Annotated in this window: 16 protein-coding genes and 1 tRNA gene; 4 read left to right on the top strand and 13 right to left on the bottom strand. The window is 65.0% G+C overall.

Translation table 11 applies throughout. The annotated features are described in order from the left end of the window. Window positions 1-62: 62 nt before the first annotated feature. The 3 genes from CKW37_RS13385 (at window position 63) to CKW37_RS13375 (ending at window position 2,367) form a co-directional block, all read left to right on the top strand. On the top strand, window positions 63-761 hold the full coding sequence (locus CKW37_RS13385; RefSeq protein WP_095156182.1) for an MOSC domain-containing protein: 699 nt from the start codon (window positions 63-65) through the stop codon (window positions 759-761). Then, entirely contained in the window at window positions 758-2,038 is a 1,281-nt protein-coding gene (locus tag CKW37_RS13380) for an aspartate aminotransferase family protein (protein ID WP_095156181.1), read from the top strand. The genes CKW37_RS13385 and CKW37_RS13380 overlap by 4 nt, the downstream gene beginning before the upstream one ends. A gap of 170 nt (window positions 2,039-2,208) precedes the next feature. Then, window positions 2,209-2,367, top strand: coding sequence for a YqaE/Pmp3 family membrane protein (locus tag CKW37_RS13375; RefSeq protein ID WP_003177654.1), 159 nt, complete (start codon window positions 2,209-2,211; stop codon window positions 2,365-2,367). A 39-nt stretch (window positions 2,368-2,406) separates the two neighbouring features. Here the strand turns inward: CKW37_RS13375 and CKW37_RS13370 are convergent, their stop codons facing one another. The 11 genes from CKW37_RS13370 to panB all read right to left on the bottom strand — a co-directional run bounded on the left by CKW37_RS13370 (window position 2,407) and on the right by panB (window position 13,959). After that, on the bottom strand, window positions 2,407-4,227 hold the full coding sequence (locus tag CKW37_RS13370) for a S9 family peptidase (protein ID WP_095156180.1): 1,821 nt from the start codon (window positions 4,225-4,227) through the stop codon (window positions 2,407-2,409). Further along, entirely contained in the window at window positions 4,193-5,353 is a 1,161-nt protein-coding gene (gene pqqE, locus CKW37_RS13365; protein WP_095156179.1) for a pyrroloquinoline quinone biosynthesis protein PqqE, read from the bottom strand. The genes CKW37_RS13370 and pqqE overlap by 35 nt, the downstream gene beginning before the upstream one ends. Continuing rightward, the gene (gene pqqD / locus CKW37_RS13360; RefSeq protein ID WP_095156178.1) at window positions 5,325-5,600 is read right to left on the bottom strand and encodes a pyrroloquinoline quinone biosynthesis peptide chaperone PqqD; all 276 of its coding nucleotides are present in this window, start codon (window positions 5,598-5,600) and stop codon (window positions 5,325-5,327) included. The genes pqqE and pqqD overlap by 29 nt, the downstream gene beginning before the upstream one ends. After that, on the bottom strand, window positions 5,597-6,352 hold the full coding sequence (gene pqqC, locus CKW37_RS13355) for a pyrroloquinoline-quinone synthase PqqC (protein ID WP_095156177.1): 756 nt from the start codon (window positions 6,350-6,352) through the stop codon (window positions 5,597-5,599). The genes pqqD and pqqC overlap by 4 nt, the downstream gene beginning before the upstream one ends. A gap of 14 nt (window positions 6,353-6,366) precedes the next feature. Continuing rightward, window positions 6,367-7,278, bottom strand: coding sequence for a pyrroloquinoline quinone biosynthesis protein PqqB (pqqB, locus tag CKW37_RS13350; RefSeq protein WP_095156176.1), 912 nt, complete (start codon window positions 7,276-7,278; stop codon window positions 6,367-6,369). A 151-nt stretch (window positions 7,279-7,429) separates the two neighbouring features. Further along, window positions 7,430-7,501, bottom strand: coding sequence for a pyrroloquinoline quinone precursor peptide PqqA (pqqA, locus tag CKW37_RS13345; RefSeq protein WP_003243383.1), 72 nt, complete (start codon window positions 7,499-7,501; stop codon window positions 7,430-7,432). A gap of 160 nt (window positions 7,502-7,661) precedes the next feature. Then, on the bottom strand, window positions 7,662-9,872 hold the full coding sequence (pqqF, locus tag CKW37_RS13340; protein WP_095156175.1) for a pyrroloquinoline quinone biosynthesis protein PqqF: 2,211 nt from the start codon (window positions 9,870-9,872) through the stop codon (window positions 7,662-7,664). Window positions 9,873-9,913: 41 nt separating this feature from the next. Next, window positions 9,914-10,714, bottom strand: coding sequence for a carbon-nitrogen hydrolase family protein (locus tag CKW37_RS13335; protein ID WP_095156174.1), 801 nt, complete (start codon window positions 10,712-10,714; stop codon window positions 9,914-9,916). A gap of 13 nt (window positions 10,715-10,727) precedes the next feature. Next, window positions 10,728-12,410: an NAD(P)/FAD-dependent oxidoreductase gene (locus CKW37_RS13330; RefSeq protein WP_095156173.1), complete on the bottom strand. Its 1,683-nt coding sequence runs from the start codon at window positions 12,408-12,410 to the stop codon at window positions 10,728-10,730. A gap of 211 nt (window positions 12,411-12,621) precedes the next feature. Continuing rightward, window positions 12,622-13,080 (bottom strand): Lrp/AsnC family transcriptional regulator, encoded by a 459-nt coding sequence (locus CKW37_RS13325; protein ID WP_095156172.1) that lies wholly within the window; start codon window positions 13,078-13,080, stop codon window positions 12,622-12,624. Between the two features lie 57 nt (window positions 13,081-13,137). Continuing rightward, window positions 13,138-13,959, bottom strand: coding sequence for a 3-methyl-2-oxobutanoate hydroxymethyltransferase (panB, locus tag CKW37_RS13320; RefSeq protein WP_095156171.1), 822 nt, complete (start codon window positions 13,957-13,959; stop codon window positions 13,138-13,140). A gap of 85 nt (window positions 13,960-14,044) precedes the next feature. Here panB and CKW37_RS13315 point away from each other — a divergent pair, with 85 nt between their 5' ends. Further along, the gene (locus CKW37_RS13315; RefSeq protein ID WP_095156170.1) at window positions 14,045-14,833 is read left to right on the top strand and encodes a helix-turn-helix transcriptional regulator; all 789 of its coding nucleotides are present in this window, start codon (window positions 14,045-14,047) and stop codon (window positions 14,831-14,833) included. 53 nt (window positions 14,834-14,886) lie between these two features. Here CKW37_RS13315 and CKW37_RS13310 read toward each other — a convergent pair. Continuing rightward, window positions 14,887-14,963 (bottom strand) — tRNA-Ile (locus tag CKW37_RS13310). A gap of 13 nt (window positions 14,964-14,976) precedes the next feature. Beyond that, window positions 14,977-18,720, bottom strand: coding sequence for a bifunctional diguanylate cyclase/phosphodiesterase (locus CKW37_RS13305; RefSeq protein WP_095156169.1), 3,744 nt, complete (start codon window positions 18,718-18,720; stop codon window positions 14,977-14,979). Between the last annotated feature and the right edge of the window lie 104 nt (window positions 18,721-18,824).

The following is an 18,824-nucleotide window of genomic DNA, read 5'->3' as shown; positions in this document are numbered from 1 at the left end:
CAACGGCCCGAGACGCCTAGTCTATGCCCGTATTCACAAGGTTTACAGGGCCAGAAGGCGCGATGAACACCGTATATGTGGATGGCGTTTACATAGGCAAGGCAAAGAATCTCGGTCACGGCTTGATGACCGATATCGATAAGGAAGAGGTTGCGCGGCGGCTTTGGTTATGGCCGCAGGGGCTTGGAAGCGATGAACACGGCGACCCACGTTTCCATACCGGCCCGGAACGGGCCCTGCACCACTATCCGGCCGAGCACTACGCCTGGTGGCGGAAACGTTATCCACAGATCGACTGGCGGGCACCGGCGTTTGGCGAAAACCTCTCGACCCACGGCGTCACCGAAGAACAGGTGTGCCTGGGCGACCTGTTCCGCTGGGGCGGGGCGTTGCTGCAAATCAGCCAGCCGCGCTCGCCCTGCTACCGCCTGAGCCACCGCTGGGGACTGTCGGAGCTGCCGCAACAGGCGCAGGACAGTGGCCGCTGCGGCTGGTTCTACCGGGTGCTCAAGCCCGGCTTCGTCAGCGCCGACGAGCCTTTTGAACTGATACAGCGCAGTTATCCCGGCCTCACCGTGGCTTGGGCGCTGCACACTTTTTACCGTGAACCTCTGGAGCATGCGGGTTTGAAGAAGCTGGTGGATTGTCCGGCCCTGTCGTCACGCTGGCGTGATATCGCGATCAAGCGTCTGCGCAGCGGCAGGGTCGAAGACTGGAGCGCACGCTTGCTCGGCCTGCCACTGGAAGGACTGCGCGCATGAACCTGTTCAACCTGCGGCGCCAGGCGGCACGCGCCGTCGAAGCGGCGCCGGCTCCGGCGCTGGCCGACCCCGTCGATCCGCTGTCTCGCGAGCACCTGATGCCGGCCATCGAACGTGCCGCGCAAGTCTTCGTCCGTGGCCAGGGCTCCTGGCTGTGGGACAGCGAAGGCCGGGCCTACCTCGACTTCACTCAGGGCAATGCGGTCAACAGCCTCGGCCACAGCCCCAAGGCACTGGTCCAGGCCCTGAGCGGTCAGGCCCAGGCGCTGATCAATTCCGGCGCGGGGTTTCACAACCGCGGCCAGCTCAAGCTGGTCAACCTGCTGTGCCAGAGCACCGACAGCGACCAGGCCTATCTGCTCAACAGCGGCGCCGAAGCCTGTGAAGGGGCGATCAAGCTGGCGCGCAAATGGGGTCAGCTTCATCGCAACGGCGCTTACCACATCATCACCGCCAGCCAGGGCACCCACGGCCGCAGCCTCGGTGCGCTGTCCGCCTCCGACCCGCTGCCGTGCAACCGCTGCGAGCCGGGCCTGCCGGGTTTCAGCAAAGTCCCGTTCAACGACCTGCCGGCGCTGCATGCGGCAGTGGACTCGCGCACCGTGGCGATCATGCTGGAACCGATCCAGGGCGAGGCCGGCGTGATCCCGGCGACCCAGCATTACCTCAAGGGTGTGGAGCGGCTGTGCCGCGAGCTGGGCATTTTGCTGATCCTCGATGAAGTGCAGACCGGCGTGGGCCGCTGCGGTGCGCTGCTCGCGGAAGAAACCTACGGCGTGCGCGCCGACATTCTGACCCTCGGCAAGGGCCTCGGCGGCGGCGTGCCGATCGCCGCGCTGCTGGCCCGCGGCACAGCCTGCTGCGCCGAGGCCGGTGAACTGGAAGGCAGCCACCACGGCAACGCGCTGATGAGCGCGGCGGGTCTGGCGGTGCTGGAAACGGTGCTGGACAGCGGTTTCCTGAGCCAGGTGCAAGACGCCGGGCGTCACCTGCGTGACGGTTTGAGCCGTCTGGCTGGGCGTTACGGCCAGGGCGAAGTCCGTGGCCAAGGCCTGTTGTGGGGGCTGGAACTGAACGAGCCTCTGGCGGCCGAGGTGGTCAAGGCGGCGTTGCAGGAAGGCCTGCTGCTCAATGCGCCGCAGCCGAATGTGCTGCGCTTCTCGCCGGCGCTGACCGTCAGCCACGGCAATATCGACGAAATGCTGCTGCGTCTGGCCCGGGCCTTCTCCCGTGTCCACACCGCGCAACTGAGCCGGCGCCGCGAGGCCAACGCCTGACCCGGACTCAGTCACGAATCAAACGAACCGTCTCGCGTTCCTGCGCGTCGCCCCGGACCTGTTGTTTTTGGTCTGGGGCGTTTTTTTTCGGCAATGGCGACTGGCTATGCTGTGGGAACCACGGCGCAGAGGCCGGGGTCAGAACAGGACATCATTCGAGGAGATGTTTCATGGACTTCATCCGCATCATCATCGCCATCCTCCTGCCACCGTTGGGGGTGTTTCTGCAGGTGGGGTTTGGCGGCGCATTCTGGCTGAACATCTTGCTGACGCTGCTGGGGTACATTCCGGGGATCGTGCATGCGGTGTATATCATCGCCAAGCGCTGAGCTTTTGAGCCTCATCGCCGCATCGCAGCGATGAGGCCATCAACCCGCGCCCAAAACCTTGCAGTAAAACCGCCACTCTTCCTCCAACGCATGCGCCAGGTTCGCTGCCGTCCTGAACCCATGCCGCTCGGTCGGATAGAAATGTCCCACCGCCTCGATCCCATTGGCCTTCAGCGCCGCCAACATCGAGCGGGTCTGTTCCGGCACTACCACCGCGTCCAGTTCGCCCTGGAAGAAAATCACCGGCACCTTGATGTTTCCCGCGTGCAGTAGCGGCGTGCGGGCGTGGTAGCGCTCGGCATCACGGTGCGGGTCGCCGATCAGCCAGTCCAGATAATCCCCTTCGAACTTGTGCGTGGCCCGGGCCAGTGCAACGGGATCGCTGACCCCATACAGGCTGGCTCCGGCGCGGAACACGTCGTGGAAGGCGAGGGCGCACAAGGTGGTGTAGCCGCCCGCGCTGCCACCACGGATAAACGCCTGGGCCGCATCGACCAAGCCTTCAGCCGCCAGGTGCGCGACTGCCGCGCAGGCGTCTTGCACATCCACCTCGCCCCAGCGCAGGTGCAGCGCCTGCCGGTAGGCCCGGCCATAGCCGCTGCTGCCGCGGTAATTGAGGTCGGCCACGGCGAACCCGCGCTGCGCCCAGTACTGGATGCGCGGGTCGAGCACCGGATAACAGGACGAGGTCGGCCCGCCATGGATGAACACGATCAGCGGCGTCGGGCCGCTGCCGTTCATGGCCGGGTAGAAGAAACCGTGAGCCTCGCCGTCGCCGCTCGGGTAGCTGAAGCCGCGCGGGCGGCTGATGCCGTCGGCCGGCAGCGGCAGCACGCCGCCCGCCAGCACCTGGACCGCATGGCTATGACGGTCGATGGAGATCACCGCTGGCGGGCTGACCGGTGAGGCGGCGATGGCGTAGATCGACGTGTCGTCCAGATCGAGGCTGCGGAAGCGGCTGTAGTCGCCGCTGAAGTCGTCCAGTTCACCGTTCGCCGTGCGCAGGCCGAGGCGGGCGAAACCGCTTTCGAACCAGCTCGCCAGATAGCCATCGCCCACCGGCAGCCAGGTGCTGGCGCCCAGTTGCCACGGCGCGCCGGCATGGTCGGCGTTGGCGGCGGGCAGCGGCTGCCACTGGCCGTCGATTTCGCCCCAGGGTTGCCAGTAGCCGTTGCGGTCGGACAGGCAGTAAAGCCGGCCATCGCGGTCGAATCGCGGCTGTTGCAATGATTGCGGGGTGTCGTCGCCGGCGATGCAGCGCGGCGCTTGCTGCCCGTCACGAACATAGAGCCGGGTCGCGGTCCAGGGCTGGTCGGGCCGGCTCCATTCGATCCAGGCCAGGCGCTGGCCGTCATCGCTCAAGGTCGGCGCGGCGTAGAAGTCTGCGCCTTCGGCCAGTACCTCGCGATCACCGTCGGCGGCAATGGCGACCAGCCGATGTTCCACTTGTTCGGGGGCGTGGGTTTCTTCCACCGCCAGCACCCGGCCGATGGCCCAGAGCAGGTCGCCATAGCGGCGCTGGCCTTGGGTCAGGGCTTGCGGTGGTGTGCCGTCGAGGGTTTGGCGGTAAAGCTGCTGGTCGCTCTCATTGACGAACACCAGCCCGTCGTCGCTCAGGCAGAACGAACCGCCGCCGTATTCGTAGACCCGGCTGCGCACGCTGAAGCCATCCGGGGTCAGGCAGCGGGCCAGGCCGTCGCGCCAGTGCCAGATCCGGCAGGCGCCGTCGAGTGGGCGGAATTCGTTCCAGAACAGGCCGTGGGCACCGACCTTCAGTTCGGCGAAGTCGGTGCCGGCGGCGACGGCCTGCTCGGCGCTGAAGCGCTCAGCCGCGAGCGATGAGTCGGGAGTTTCGATCATTGCGGAAGGTCATCTGGTCGATGGTCAGGCTGGCGGTCTCGGCCTCCTCCCGCGCCGCGAGAATCATGCCGTGGTCCGCCGATTTGGCACACACCGGATCAGCCTTGCTGGCGTCGCCGGTGAGCATGAACGCCTGGCAGCGGCAGCCGCCGAAATCACGTTCTTTCTCATCGCACGAGCGGCACGGCTCAGGCATCCAGTCATAACCACGATAGCGGTTGAAACCAAAGGAGTCGTACCAGATGTGCTGCATGCTGTGCTCGCGCACGTTGGGAAACTGCACCGGCAGTTGCCGCGCGCCGTGGCAGGGCAGGGCCGTGCCGTCCGGGGTGACGGTGAGGAACACGCTGCCCCAGCCGTTCATGCAGGCCTTGGGGCGTTCTTCGTAGTAGTCCGGGGTGACGAAGATCAGCTTGCACGGGTTGCCTTCGGCCTTGAGCCGGTCGCGGTATTCGTTGGTGATGCGCTCGGCGCGCTCCAGTTGCGCGCGGGTCGGCAGCAGGCCGACGCGGTTCAGGTGCGCCCAGCCATAGAACTGGCAGGTGGCAAGCTCGACGAAGTCGGCTTCGAGGGCGATGCACAGCTCGATGATGCGGTCGATGCGGTCGATGTTGTGCCGGTGGGTGACGAAGTTCAGCACCATCGGATAGCCCTGGGCCTTCACTGCCCGGGCCATTTCCAGCTTCTGCGCAAAGGCTTTCTTCGAGCCGGCGAGCAGGTTGTTCACCTGTTCGTCGCTGGCCTGGAAGCTGATCTGGATATGGTCGAGCCCGGCCTTCTTGAAGGCGGCGATCTTCTCCTCGGTCAGGCCGATGCCGGAGGTGATCAGGTTGGTGTAGTAGCCCAGTCGCCGGCCTTCGCCGATCAGCTCGGCGAGGTCCTGGCGCACCAGCGGCTCACCGCCGGAAAAGCCCAGTTGCGCCGCGCCCATTTCCCGCGCCTCGGCCATCACCTTGAACCACTGTTCGGTGGTCAGTTCCTGGCCCTGGGCGGCGAAGTCCAGCGGGTTGGAGCAGTACGGGCATTGCAGCGGGCAGCGGTAGGTCAGCTCGGCCAGCAGCCACAACGGCAGGCCAACCTCGGGTTTGCCGGGTTGCTCACTCAAGGGTGATCCAGTGTTCGGCACGGGCCACCTCCATGAATTGCTCGATGTCTTCGGGAAGTTCGGGCACGCCGGGGAATTTCTCGTCGAGCAGGGCGATGATCGCGTTCACGTCGCGCTCGCCGTCGATCAACTCGCCGATCAGCGCCGCGCTCTCGTTGAGCTTGATCATGCCCTCGGGATACAGCAGTACGTGGGCTTTCTGCGCCGGCTCGTACTGGAAGCGGTAGCCGGGACGCCAGCGCGGCGTCAGGTATCGGTCGAGGCTCATAGGGCGATCCCCCGGTGCCAGACCCGCGCGTCGGTGACGCTGTGATAGGGCGGGCGGTTGAGTTCGTAGGCCATGCTCATGGCGTCGAGCATGCTCCAGAGAATATCCAGCTTGAACTGGAGAATTTCCAGCATGCGCTGCTGGCCTTCTACCGTCGTGTAGTGCTGCAGGGTGATGGTCAGACCGTGTTCGACGTCACGCCGCGCCTGGCTCAGGCGGTTGCGGAAGTAGGTGTAGCCGGTCGGGTCGATCCACGGGTAATGCTGCGGCCAGGTGTCCAGGCGCGATTGGTGGATCTGCGGGGCGAACAGTTCGGTCAGCGAGCTGCTGGCCGCTTCCTGCCAGCAGGCGCGGCGGGCGAAGTTGACGTAGGCGTCCACGGCGAAACGCACGCCGGGCAGCACCAGTTCCTGCGACAGCACTTGCTCGCGGTCCAGCCCCACCGCCTCGGCCAGCCGCAGCCAGGCTTCGATGCCGCCGTCTTCGCCGGGTGCGCCATCGTGGTCGAGGATGCGTTGCAGCCATTCGCGGCGCACGTCGCGGTCCGGGCAGTTGGCGAGGATTGCCGCGTCTTTCAGCGGAATGTTCACCTGATAGTAGAATCGGTTGGCGACCCAGCCCTGGATCTGCTCGCGGGTCGCGCGGCCTTCGTACATCGCCACATGGTAGGGGTGGTGGATGTGGTAGTAGGCGCCCTTGGCGCGCAGGGCCTGCTCGAATTCGGCGGGGGACAGCGGTTTCGCGTCGCTCATTACCTGGCGGCTCCTCAGAGTTCGATGCTCATGCCGTCGAAGGCGACTTCCACGCCACGGCGGTCCAGTTCGGCGCGCTCGGCCGAGTCCTCATCGAGAATTGGGTTGGTGTTGTTGATGTGGATAAGCACCTTGCGCTGCGCGGGGAAGCCTTCCAGCACCTGGAGCATGCCGCCGGCGCCGTTTTGCGGCAGGTGGCCCATTTCGCTGCCGGTGCGGGTGCCGACACCGCGGCGCTGCATTTCGTCGTCGTTCCACAGGGTGCCGTCCACCAGCAGGCAGTCGGCGTCCTGCATGCGTTGCAACAGGCTGTCGTCCACCTTGCCGAGGCCCGGCGCGTAGAACAGTTTGCCGCCGGTGCTCAGGTCTTCGACCATCAGCCCGAGGTTGTCGCCGGGGTGTGGGTCAAAGCGATGCGGCGAGTAGGGCGGTGCGGCGCTGCGCAGTGGGAAAGGGCTGAAACGCAGGTTGGGGCAGGCGTCGATGGTGAAGCTGCCGTCCAGTTCGATGCGGTTCCAGGCCAGGCCGCCGTTCCAGTGTTCGAGCATGTTGAACAGCGGGAAGCCGGTGGTCAGGTCCTGATGGACCATCTCGGTACACCAGACCTGATGCGGACAGCCTTCGCGCAGGCTGAGCAGGCCGGTGGTGTGGTCGATCTGGCTGTCGAGCAGGATGATCGCGTCGATGCCGCTGTCGCGTACGGCGCGGGCCGGCTGCATCGGGGCGAACGACTGGAGTTGGGCGCGGATATCCGGCGAGGCGTTGCAGAGGATCCAGTGCACGCCGTCGTCGGACAGGGCGATGGACGATTGCGTACGCGCCTTGGCCCGCAGCGTGCCGTCGCGGTAGCCCTTGCAGTTGGGGCAATTGCAGTTCCACTGCGGGAAACCACCGCCGGCGGCGGAACCTAGAATCTGGACGTACATGGCCTACTCCTGCCCCGTCTGAAAATGAAAACGCCTCGGGCGATTGGGTTGGGAGGGCCATCGCGAGCAAGCTCGCTCCTACAGGGAGCGAGCTTGCTCGCGATGGGTCCCCAACCTCATTGGCGACCGAGGCGTCGTTCCGCGAATCGACTCAGCGATTGGCGAAATACATGGTCACTTCAAAGCCAATACGCAGGTCAGTGTAAGCAGGTTTGGTCCACATGGGATTACTCCTTCGGGATAGGTCTGAGAGGGCACCGCTACTCATTTAGTCCACCTTTCGAGTGGGCGTTCAAAGTCTCGGGATTGCGCAATCTTACCGAAACAAATTAACTGAACGGTTAAATATTTTTACAGAAAAGCTTTTGCAAAAACCGTAACAGTCATAGCCAGCCGCTCTGCGGCGGCGGTCCGTTGGCCAGCAGCAGCCAGTTTTTTTCACTGCCCAACTGCTTCCAAGCACGGTCGATATCCACTTGCCTGCGCGCGAGGATGGCTGCCGACAGGCGGTCCAGAGTTAAACCGTCGTTGCCGGCCAGATGGGTTTGCCACGCCCATTCGGCGACGTCGGCATTGGGCATTGCCGGTTCGGCCAGTTGCACGGCGAGGGCTTCGCGAGCGCTGCCGAGGTCCGGCGCGGGCCGGGCCAGGAACGCGCGGATATGGGCGAGGATTTCCTCATGACTGGCGTTCGGCGATTGCACGCCGAACATCAGTCCGTTGTGCCCCTGGATCTGCCGGAACGCGCTGAACACCGCGTAACCCAGTTGCAGTTCGCTGCGCAGGCGCTGGTAGAACGGGCCCTGAATCAGTTGCGCGAGCAGCCGCCCGCTGGCTTCGTCAGGGATCGGGCAGAACAGCAGCAGCGCCGCTTCGCCGCTGGCCTCGGCGTAGCGATGCCATTGGCGGGCCGGCGGTGTGGGAGGCGGCAGTGTTATCGGGTTACCGGGGAGGTTGGCCAGCAACAGGTTGAGAGCATTCTGCGCCGCCTCGTCAAAGCCGGTGGACAACGCGGTCCAGCCTGGCTTGGCGGGGGTGAGCAAGTGGTGTGGCAGTTCCCGCATCAGCGCGCGGATCGGGATCAGCGGCGGCTCCGCGCCCGGCTCGGTGGCGCTGGCTTCGCCCAGTTGCGACAGCGCCTGTTCGATCACCGCCAGCACTGGCGCGGGCGCGCCGGCACAGCGCAGTTGCCAGGTGTTGGCCGCGCGGGTCCATTGCAGTTCCACGGCGGCGCGGCTGGCGCGTTCGGTCAGAGGCTTCAGCACATCGCGAAGGTGCTCGGCGCGGTCTTCGAACTGCTGGCGCAGGTACAGCGCGGCGTACTGGCGAGCGGCGGGAAGGGCGGGACTGATGGTTAATCCGGCGGGTACGGGCGCGGCGCCGGCTTCGGCGATCGTCGCGGCGAGCAGCGGCTCCGGTTCCGGCAATCGCCACGGCTGACGAGACACGCCGGTGTCCGCCAGCAATACCCGCAGCGCCGTCTGACCCTGCTGATCCAGCGCCCGGAACGGCCGCTCGCGCCGCGCCAGCTCCAGCGCGCCGGCGCTGGCTTCGCGACACGCTTGCAGGCGCTGATATTCCAGGAGCAGGGCGCGGTGATCCGCCTCGCGGAAGAACGCCAGCCAGTCGTGCAATAACGCTTCGGCTTCGGCCGTATCGGCGCTCGCGCTCAGTTTTAGCCGGACATGCAGCAGCGCCTGTCCGCCGAACTGGTACAGCGAGGTGAAGCTCAAATCCTCGAGCCAGCCGCGCCGGCGCAACTCTGCCGGCAGACCGCCAGGGCGGGTGTCGGTGATCCAGGTGGTGAGGTAATCGATGGCCTCGTCGGCGCCGTCCGGCAGATGCTCATGGGCGAACAGCAGGTCCAGTTGGCCGTCGATGGGTGGCACACGCAGCGGTCCGTCGAGCAAGGCCGGTGGCGCGGTTTGCTCGATCCGCGTTCCCGTCGCGAACAGCTTGCCGAATTTGCGCGCGGCCCGTTCCAGCTCATCCAGTGATTGCGGCCCGCTCAGGTTCAGGGTCATTTGCCCGGCCTGATAAAAGCGCTGATGAAAGGCGGAAAGCGCTTGCTGAAAGGCCGGCTCATCGGTTGGCAGGCTGTCGCGATTGCCCGCATGAAAACCGCTCAGCGGATGCTTCGCCGACACGCTGCGCAACAGCGCGTACTGGCGCTGCGCCTCGGTATTGCCCGACCAGGCGACCCACTCGGCATGGATCACCTCGCGCTCGGCGCGCTGGCGCTCCAGCGTCAGCAGCGGATTCGCGAGCATCTCGCACAACCGCTCCAGCGCACCGGGGAATGCCGCCGGCGGCACTTCGAAAAAGAACTCGGTGGTACGCTCGCGGGTGCTCGCATTGAGCTGTCCGCCTTCGCGTTGGACGAAACGCATCAGCCCGTCTTCCACCGGAAAACGGACGGTGCCGAGAAAGAACAGGTGCTCAAGAAAATGCGCCAGGCCGGGATAGTCGGCGGGCGCGTCATGGCTGCCGGCATGCACCCGCACCGCCGCCGCGCAGCGCTTGAGGTGCGGCGCGTGGCGCAGGTTGACCCGCAGGCCATTGCTCAGGATGAGGTGCTGGAGGGGGCTGGACATGACGGCTCCGAAACGCGCGAGCCATCATGCTAGCGGATAAATCAGTCGCTGCGCGGCTCGCGGTGCAGCTCGCTGCGCAGGTCTTGCAGGTAGGGCGTGTGGGCACGGCCTTCGTGGACCCGACGCAATTCCAGGTCGGCCGACAACAGCGCGCTGTCGCGCCCGGCCATGGCGAGGATGCTGCCGTCGGGGCCGACGATGCTGCTTTGGCCGCAGTAGTGGATCTCGCCCTCGGCGCCGCAGTAGTTGGCGTAGACCAGGTAACACTGGTTCTCCTGGGCACGGGAGCGCACGGTCACCTGGCAGATGAAGTCGTAGGGCTCCATGTTCGCCGTCGGCACCAGGATCAGCTCGGCGCCGGCCATGGCCAGGCGGCGGGCGTTCTCCGGGAATTCGATGTCGTAGCAGATCAGCATGCCGACCTTCCAGCCGTTGAGTTCCACCACCGGGAAGTGGTTGTCGCCGGGGCTGAACATCGCCCGGTCGAGGCCGCCGAACAGGTGGGTCTTGCGGTAGTTGCCGAGGCTGCTGCCGTGGGCGTCGATCAACTGCACGCTGTTGAAGATCCGTCCGTCGTCGCCCAGCTCCGGGTAGCCATAGACGATGGCGATACGGTTGGCCTGGGCGATTTCCACCACGCGCATCGCCGACGCGCCGTCGTCGGCTTCGGCCAGGCGGGCGACGGCTTCGCTGCCGATGTTGTAGCCGCTGAGGAACATCTCCGGGCACACCAGCAACTCGGCGCCGCGGGAGGCGGCAACCTGCGCCTGCTGCTGCAGACGCTCAAGGTTGCCGGCAACGTCCAGCGGCTGCGGCGAGCCCTGGTAGAGGGCGATACGCATGGCAAATCTCCTGTCAGTCGGCCAGGGCAATCGGGCCGATTTCGTTGAACACATCGCCCGGGCCGGGGTTGTCGGCGTGGGTGCGACCGCCGAAGTGATTCATGATGCCCCAAACCGCGTTGAGCGAGGTCTGCACCGCGCCTTCGACCCAGGCCGGGGTCCAGGATACATCGTCACCGGCGATGAAAATGCCGCGCTGTTCGGCGGGCATGTCCTGCTGCATGAAGTGCGCGTACATGCGCTGGTTGTAGCGGTAATGTCCTGGCAGCGCGCCCTTGAAGGCGCCGAGGAAATACGGATCGGCTTCCCACGACACGGTGATCGGATCGCCGATGATATGCCCGGCGATATCGACCTTCGGGTAGATCTTCTTCAGCGCATCCAGTGCCAGCTTGACCCGCTTTTCCACCGGGTGCGGCAGCATCTTCAGCGCGTCGCTCATCCACGAATAAGACAGGCAGATGACCCCCGGCTTGTCGTCGCCGTTGTCGAACAGGTAGGTGCCGCGGGTCAGGCGGTCGGTGAGGGTCATGCTCATCAGGTCGCGGCCGGTTTCCGGGTCCTTGTCCTTCCAGAACGGCCGATCGACCATCACGAAAGTCTTCGACGACTGCATGTAGCGGGTGCGGTCCAGGGCCATCCACATCTTCTGCGAGAACAGCGACTCTTCGCACTCGATCTGGGTGGTCAGCAGCCAGCTCTGGCAGGTGGTCAGCACGGCTGCGTAGTTGCGCGTATCGCCCCAGTTATCGGTGACCGCCACGCTGCCGTCGGCATTGCGGGCGATGCGCTTGACCCCCGGCCGCGGCGCACCCCGGTGCAACGAGGCCAGGCTGGTGCCGGCCGGCCAATGGTCGCAGCGCTCGGGCACGTGCTTCCAGATACCCAGCGGCACCTGCTCGACGCCGCCGACCACCAGATGCTGATGGTCGTCGCAGTTGGTCATCACCACGCGGAAGATTTCCAGCATCGAGTTGGGGAAGTCCGAGTCCCAGCCGCCGGTGCCGAAACCGACCTGACCGAACACTTCGCGGTGCAGGAAGCTCAGCTTGGCGAAGGCTTTCGAGGTGGCGACGAAGTCGTAGAAGGTGCGGTCGTCCCACAGCGGAACCAGCGTGTTCCACAGTTCTTTCAGACGCGGTACATCGCGGTCGCGGATCGCCTGCTGGATATCGCCGAAGCGCGCGCCGTCTTCCAGGGCATCGGCCCAGGCGTCGGCGACTTCCTGGAACAGGGCCGGAAGGTCGCTGATCTTTTCCGCGTAGTGGGTCTGGCCTTCGAGGTCGATCACCGTGCTGCCCGAGGCGGGCGTCAGCGGGTTGGGGAAGGGCTTGGTCTCGAGGCCAAGCTTGTCGACGTAGTGATAGAAGGCCGTGGACGACACCGGAAAGCGCATGCCGCCCAGCTCGGCGACGATGCCTTCGGTCCCGGCGAAGGCTTGCGAACGCAGGCGCCCGCCCATCTTCGAGGCCTCGTAGACCACCGGCTTGAGGCCCAGCTTCATCAGCTCATAGGCCGCCACCAGCCCGGCGATACCGGCACCGACGATCGCCACTTCTTCACCATGACGTTCGGCGGGAATGCTGCCCAGGCCGGCCGGATGCTCAATCCAGTCATCGAAGGCGAAAGGGAAGTCGGGACCGAAGATGGTGACAGGCTTCTTGCCGTCGGCGGGGTGGCGGTTGTTCTTGTTCATGATTGACCTTGCCAGGGGCTGCGCAGGATGCGGAGCCTGAGTATAGGAAATGCCTGGGGACCAATTTTAGGGAGTGGGGTGTTCGTAATTAAGATGCAGAGTGTTGTCGTTTTGTGGTGTTTTTGGTCGATGTGACGGGTTGGGTTTGCAGAATGACAGTTGCGCTTGTTTTCGCGAGCGAGCTCGCTCCTACAGATCAGGCCGCCGCCAGCTAAACCGGCTGCCCCCGATCCACCTTGCTACTCAGAATGATCGACGTGGTGGTTTTCTCCACCCCTTCCAGGCTGCCGATCTGGTCCAGCAACTGATCGAGCTGTTCCGGCGACTCACTGCGCAGCCACGCCACATAATCGAACTCGCCACTCACCGCGCAAAGCTGCTGCACCTGCCCCATGGCGCTCAACCGCCGCACCACCTCCCGCCCGGAGCGCGGTTGCACGGTGATGCCCACGTAGGCCTGCAACCCGCCGTCGATCACCCGCTGACCCAGGCGCACGCCGTAGCCGCTGATCACCTTGGTCTTCTCCAGCCGCGCCAGCCGCGAGGTCACCGTGGTGCGGGCGATGCCCAGTTGGCGGGCGAGGGTGGCGACGCTTTCGCGGGCGTTGATCTGCAAGGCGGCGATAAGCTGGCGGTCGATTTCATCGAGGGCGGTGCGGCTGTCGGACATGGGATTCCCGGGTACAACGGTGAAGGTCGGCCCAGTGTACAGACGGCGCCGGGCGACTCAACCCGCCGCCTTGAAGCAGTGCTCCAATGCCGGGAAAACCCCCGCGCGCACTTCCCGCGCATACTCGCCCAGCGCCCGGTCGATCGGCCCCTGCAGCTCGGCGTAGCGTTTGACGAAGCGCGGCTGGTATTCGCCGAACAGCCCCAGCAAGTCCTCGGTCACCAGCACTTGCCCGTCGCAGGCCGGTGACGCGCCGATGCCGATGGTGGGAATTTCCAGTTCCTCGCTCAAGGCTCGCGCCAGTGGCTCGGCGATACCTTCCAGCACCACCGAGAACGCGCCGGCTGCCTGCATCGCCAGGGCGTCGCGACGCACCTTCGCCGCGCTTTCTTCGTCCCGGCCCTGGGCCTTGAATCCGCCTTGGCTGTTGACCTGCTGCGGCATCAGTCCGACATGCGCCATCACCGGAATCCCGCGCTGACTGAGGAACGCCACCGTCTCGGCCATCTCCTCGCCGCCTTCCAGCTTGATGCCTTGGGCGCCGGTGTCGCGCAGCAGCTTCGCGGCATTGAGAAACGCCTGCTCGGGCGAGGCCTGGTAGCTGCCGAACGGCATGTCCACCACCACGCAGGCGCGCTGCGTGCCGCGCATCACCGCCTGGCCGTGGGCGATCATCATGTCGAGGGTTACGCCTAAGGTGCTGGGCATGCCGTACAGCACCATGCCCACCGAGTCGCCGACGATGATGATGTCGGCGTGGGCATCCACCCAGCGCGCCATCGGCAGGCTGTACGCCGTCAGCGCCACCAGGCTGCCAGCCCCCTTGCGCTGGCGGATGGTGGGAATGGTCAGGCGGCTTGCGCGGATCTGTGTGCTCATGACGTGTGCTCCTGGCGTTGTTCAACGAGACGCGGCGCAGGCTACCATCGGCTTTTCTGGCTCACTTGAGCAAAGGGGACTAACAATGCCGCACACGGGACAACCCGCCCCGGTACCGCCAGTGCCGGGGCAACTGACCCGGTCCGTGCACGGGCGCATGTTCGATATCCCGGCGGGCTATCGGGTGGACATGCATTGCCATGACTGGGTGCAGTTCACCTACGCCAGTGCGGGGATCATGCAGGTGCTGACCGAACGCCACAGCTATCTGCTGCCGCCGCAGTGCGCCGTGTGGATTCCGCCCGGCGTGCGCCACACCGTCTACAGCGAGCGGGCATTGGCCTTTCGCAGCCTCTATCTGGGCGACGGCATCCTAAAGGGCTATGCGCGGGATTGCGCGGTGCTGCAGGTCACGCCGCTGGTGCGCGAGCTGATCGACAAGGCCAGCCGCTTCGCTAACGACTACCCCGAGCAGGGACCGCAAGCGCGGCTGTTGCAGGTGCTGGTGGATGAAGTGCGCGAGCTGCCCGAGGCGCCTTTCAGTCTGCCGCTGCCCAGCGACCCGCGCCTGCGCCGCATCACCGACGCCTTGCAGGCCGAACCGGGCGACAACCGCGGCATCGAGGAATGGTCGCAACAGGTCGGCGCGTCGCGACGCACCCTGGTGCGGTTGTTCCAGGCCCAGACGCAACTGTCGTTCCAGGCTTGGCGGCAACGCCTGCGCTTGCTGGCGGCGCTGCCGATGCTGGCGCAAGGCACGAGCGTCACGGCGGTGGCGAATGAGTTGGGGTATGACTCGGTGTCGGCGTTCATCGCGCTGTTTCAGCGGCACTATGGCGAGACGCCCGGCGCTTATGCGCTCGGCCTGGGCTGAGGCCCGACCGGGAGAAATGAAAAAGCCGCGCATGTGCGCGGCTTTTTGGTATCTGGTGGGCCCACACGGACTCGAACCGTGGACCAAAGGATTATGAGTCCTCTGCTCTAACCGACTGAGCTATAGGCCCCAGAGGTCGCGGATTATATCGAGGGATTCCAGGCAGTGCCATCCGAAAGATCCGAAAGTACTATGCGTAAAAACGACTCGGCAAAGGCGTGTGGCGGCAGCGGCAGGCTGACGATGTAGCCCTGGATCTGTTCGCAGCCTTCGGCGGCGAGGAATTCCTGCTGGGCCTGGGTCTCGACGCCCTCGGCAATGATGGTCAATTGCATGCTGCGGCCCAGGGCAATGATGGCGCGGGCGATGGCGGCATCGTTGGGATCGTCGGGCAGGCCGCGGATGAACGATTGGTCGATCTTGAGGATGTCCAGCGGCAGGCGCTTGAGGTAACTGAGGGACGAGTAACCGGTGCCGAAGTCGTCGATCGCCAGTTGCACGCCCAGGTGCTTGAGCTGGTGGAGGATGGCCAGGCCTTCCTCGGCCTGGCTCATGATGAAGTTCTCGGTGATCTCCAGTTGCAGGTCGCCGACCTTGAGCTGGTAAGTCTTGAGCAGTTGCTCGATGCGCCGCACCAGCCCCGGCTGGCGCAATTGCGCGCCAGCAAGGTTGACCGAGAGCGGACCGAAGGCCTGGTAGTGGCGCTTCCATTCGTGCATCTGCTGGCAGGCACGCTCCAGCACCCAATCACCGAGCAGCAGGATCATGCCGTTCTCTTCCGCCAGCGGGATGAAGTGCTCGGGCGGGACCTCGCCGAAGGTCGGGTTGGTCCAGCGGATCAGGGCTTCGGCGCCAACCAGGGTGTGGTTCTCCAGGCTCAGCTTGGGCTGGAAGTACAGGCTCAGCTCGTTGCGCTCGATGGCCCGGCGCAGTTCATGCTCCAGGGCGATGCGCTCGCTGGCCTGGGCAGTGAGGTCACGGGTGTAGGACTCGACCCGGTTGCGCCCCTTGGCCTTGGAGCGGTACATCGCCGCGTCGGCGTTGCGGATCAGTGAGGCCACATCGGCGCCGTCCTGCGGGTACAGGCTGATGCCGATGCTGGCGCTGGAGAAGAACTCGTGGTCGCCGGCCTGGAACGGTGCGTTGAAGCAGGTCAGCACTTTCTGTGCGATGTGCTCGGCATCGCTGGCCTGATGCAGGCCGGGCAGCAGGATGATGAATTCATCGCCGCCAAGCCGGGCCACGGTGTCGATGTCGCGCACCTGTTCCTTCAGTCGATGGGCGATGGCCTTGAGCAGCAAGTCGCCTACCGGGTGGCCGAGGCTGTCGTTGATGTGCTTGAAACGGTCCAGGTCGAGGAACAACACCGCGCCCTGGCGGCTCGATGCTTGCGTGCAGTGCAGCGCCGCTTGCAGACGGTTCTCGAACAGCGTGCGGTTGGGCAGGCCGGTGAGTGGGTCGTGGTGGGCCTGGTAGTCGAGCTTGGCCTGGGCGTGCTTGAGGCTGGAAATATCGGCGAACACCGCGACGAAATGCGTGGTGCCCAGTTCCGGGTTGCGCACGGCGCTGATGGTCAGCCAGCCGGGGTAAAGCTCGCCGTTCTTGCGCCGGTTGAGGATCTCGCCCTGCCAGTGGCCTTCCGCGCTCAGTTGATGCCACATGGCGGCGTAGAAGGCGCTGTCGTGCTGGCCGGAGGCGAGCAGGCGCGGGGTCTGGCCGAGCACTTCGGCTTCGCTGTAGCCGGTGATTTCGCTGAACGCCCGGTTGACCGCACTGATGTGTTGCTCGGTGTCAGTGATGAGCACGCCTTCGGCGGTGTTTTCAAAGACGGTCGCCGCCAGTTGCAGTTTTTCCTGCATCTGCTGGCGGTCGGTGATGTCGCGGGCGATGGTCAGCATGCAGTCGATGCCGCCGATGGGCAGCGGCCGGGCCGACAGTTCGCACAGGCGGATCTGCCCGTCGCTGCGCCTCAGGTTGCAGGTGAAATCGCGGACGAAGCCATCCTTTTTCAGTAACTCCAGCATTTGCCGGCGTTCGTTCAGGTTGACCCAGATGCCCAGGTCGATGGCGGTGTGGTCGAGGGACGAATGGCTGTCGAAGCCGGTCAGGCGGCAAAAGCCTTCATTGACCTCCAATAGCAGCCCATCGCTCTGACGCGACAGCAGCATGCCGTCGGGAGAAGCGTGGAAGGCCTTGGCGAACTTCTCTTCGGAAATCTGCAGTTGCTGTTGGGTTTCCTTGAGCTGGCTGATGTCACGCACCGCCACCACCAGCGCCGGGGTGCTTTCCAGGTCGAAGGATTCTGCCGAAATCAGGCCGGTGAACAACTGGCCGTTACTGCGACGGAAACTCATCTCCAGATTGCGCACGCTGCCCCGCTGCAGGCGTTCCAGCAGGCCGGCGCCAATGCCTTCGACGCCCCAGATGTTCAATTCGGTGGCGGTTCGGCCAACGACCTGGGAAGGGCTGAGGCCGATCTGTTCCACGAATGTTTCGTTGACCTCCAGCAGGCAGCCGTCGCTGAGTCGAGCGATGACCAGGATGTCGGGGCATTGATGGAAGACCGACGCGAACTTCTGTTCTGACAGGCGCAGCGCTTGCTCGGTGTATTTGGCCTCGCTGATGTCGATCATCAGGCCGCGCATTACCGGCCGGTGGCCGTGTTCGATCAGGCTGACGATGTCGCGGATCCACAGGGTTCGGCCATCGGCGCGGATCACCCGATAATCGAGGCTGTGATCGCGGCCGGCGGCGGTTTCCGCGTCGCAATAAGCCTGCGCCCAGAGCGCATCTTCTGGGTGCAGGATAGAGCGCCAGAAGCCGGGCTCCAGCCAGCGGCTGAGCGGGTAGCCAAGGAGGTCCTCGGCGTGGGGCGACACGTAGTTGTAGGTGAAGTCGTTGGCGTCGGCTTCCCAGGCGATGGCCGACAGGCTCTCGACTAGGCCGCGATAGTGGTATTCGCTGCTGCGCAGTTCCTGTTCCAGTGCGATGCGCCTGGAAATCTCGGAGCTGAGGCGGCGGTTGACGCGCATGACCCCCGCCAGTATCGCCACCATGAACAGCACGCCGGGCAGGCCGTAGGTCAGCAGGTCGTACCAGAAGGTGCGGTGGTCCAGGACATTGCCGACCCAGCGCTGCTGGATGCTGTTGATTTCCTCGGGCGTCATGTCGGCGATGACCTTGTCGAGGATGCCGACCAGTACTTTCTGTTCCCTCGGAACGCCCATTGCCAGTTGATAACGGTAAGGCGTTTCGCCACTGACATAGAGCCCTTCAAGCTTGAGCTCGCGCAGGCTCCAGACGCTGGAGGCAAGGTCGCCGACGACCGCGTCCACTTCATCCGTGGCCAGGGCCTGCAGTGCCGAGCTGACGTTCGGCATGGCAACCAGATTGAGGTCGGGGTGGTGGGTGCGCAGCAGCTCATGCGGCGCATAGTTTTCCACCACCGCGATTTTCAGGCCGTAGAGGTCCTTCAACGCCTTGGGCTGGGGGCCGCCTTCATGGGACAGAATGACAATGGGAAAGTCGAGGTAAGGGCGGGTGAAGGACAGGTAGGCCTGGCGCTCCGGCGTGGACATGACGCCCGGCAGCAGGTCGAGCCGGTTTTGCCGCGCGCGCTCGAGTACGGCGGTCCAACTGGTTGGCTCCACCGGTTCGAAGGCGACATTCAGGCGATCCTGAATCACGGCAATGTAGTCGGCGGCCAATCCCTGGTAGCGGCCTTCCTGGTCCCGGTATTCGAACGGTGGCCACGAAGCATCGACGCCCAGGCGCAGTTTGGGGTGCGCGCTGAGCCAGGCCTGCTCTTCTTCAGTCAGGGTCAAGGCGCCGGCCGTCGCGCTCCAGGCCAGCAGGAGCGACAGTAGAAGGGCCGGCATTCTGGGCATAGCGGCCTCGTCTATCGAATTAATAGGTTCGAGTGTAGACGGGCATTCCGACCACAGGGCTGCGGTCGACAGCAGGATTTTCCGGGCGGGAAAGAAAAACCCCG

It is taken from the genome of Pseudomonas sp. Irchel 3E13 (assembly GCF_900187455.1).
GTDB lineage: Bacteria > Pseudomonadota > Gammaproteobacteria > Pseudomonadales > Pseudomonadaceae > Aquipseudomonas.
Note: the sequence above shows the minus strand (reverse complement) of the source record. Positions and strands in the feature narration are given on the sequence as shown.

Excerpts from the sequence above, each read along its gene's own strand:
- CKW37_RS13385 (WP_095156182.1), top strand. The coding sequence starts at position 63 with ATGAACACCGTATATGTGGATGGCGTTTACATAGGCAAGGCAAAGAAT.
- CKW37_RS13380 (WP_095156181.1), top strand. The coding sequence starts at position 758 with ATGAACCTGTTCAACCTGCGGCGCCAGGCGGCACGCGCCGTCGAAGCG.
- CKW37_RS13375 (WP_003177654.1), top strand. The coding sequence starts at position 2,209 with ATGGACTTCATCCGCATCATCATCGCCATCCTCCTGCCACCGTTGGGG.
- CKW37_RS13370 (WP_095156180.1), bottom strand. The coding sequence starts at position 4,227 with ATGATCGAAACTCCCGACTCATCGCTCGCGGCTGAGCGCTTCAGCGCC.
- pqqD (WP_095156178.1), bottom strand. The coding sequence starts at position 5,600 with ATGAGCCTCGACCGATACCTGACGCCGCGCTGGCGTCCCGGCTACCGC.
- pqqC (WP_095156177.1), bottom strand. The coding sequence starts at position 6,352 with ATGAGCGACGCGAAACCGCTGTCCCCCGCCGAATTCGAGCAGGCCCTG.
- pqqB (WP_095156176.1), bottom strand. The coding sequence starts at position 7,278 with ATGTACGTCCAGATTCTAGGTTCCGCCGCCGGCGGTGGTTTCCCGCAG.
- pqqF (WP_095156175.1), bottom strand. The coding sequence starts at position 9,872 with ATGTCCAGCCCCCTCCAGCACCTCATCCTGAGCAATGGCCTGCGGGTC.
- CKW37_RS13335 (WP_095156174.1), bottom strand. The coding sequence starts at position 10,714 with ATGCGTATCGCCCTCTACCAGGGCTCGCCGCAGCCGCTGGACGTTGCC.
- CKW37_RS13330 (WP_095156173.1), bottom strand. The coding sequence starts at position 12,410 with ATGAACAAGAACAACCGCCACCCCGCCGACGGCAAGAAGCCTGTCACC.
- CKW37_RS13325 (WP_095156172.1), bottom strand. The coding sequence starts at position 13,080 with ATGTCCGACAGCCGCACCGCCCTCGATGAAATCGACCGCCAGCTTATC.
- panB (WP_095156171.1), bottom strand. The coding sequence starts at position 13,959 with ATGAGCACACAGATCCGCGCAAGCCGCCTGACCATTCCCACCATCCGC.
- CKW37_RS13315 (WP_095156170.1), top strand. The coding sequence starts at position 14,045 with ATGCCGCACACGGGACAACCCGCCCCGGTACCGCCAGTGCCGGGGCAA.
- CKW37_RS13305 (WP_095156169.1), bottom strand. The coding sequence starts at position 18,720 with ATGCCCAGAATGCCGGCCCTTCTACTGTCGCTCCTGCTGGCCTGGAGC.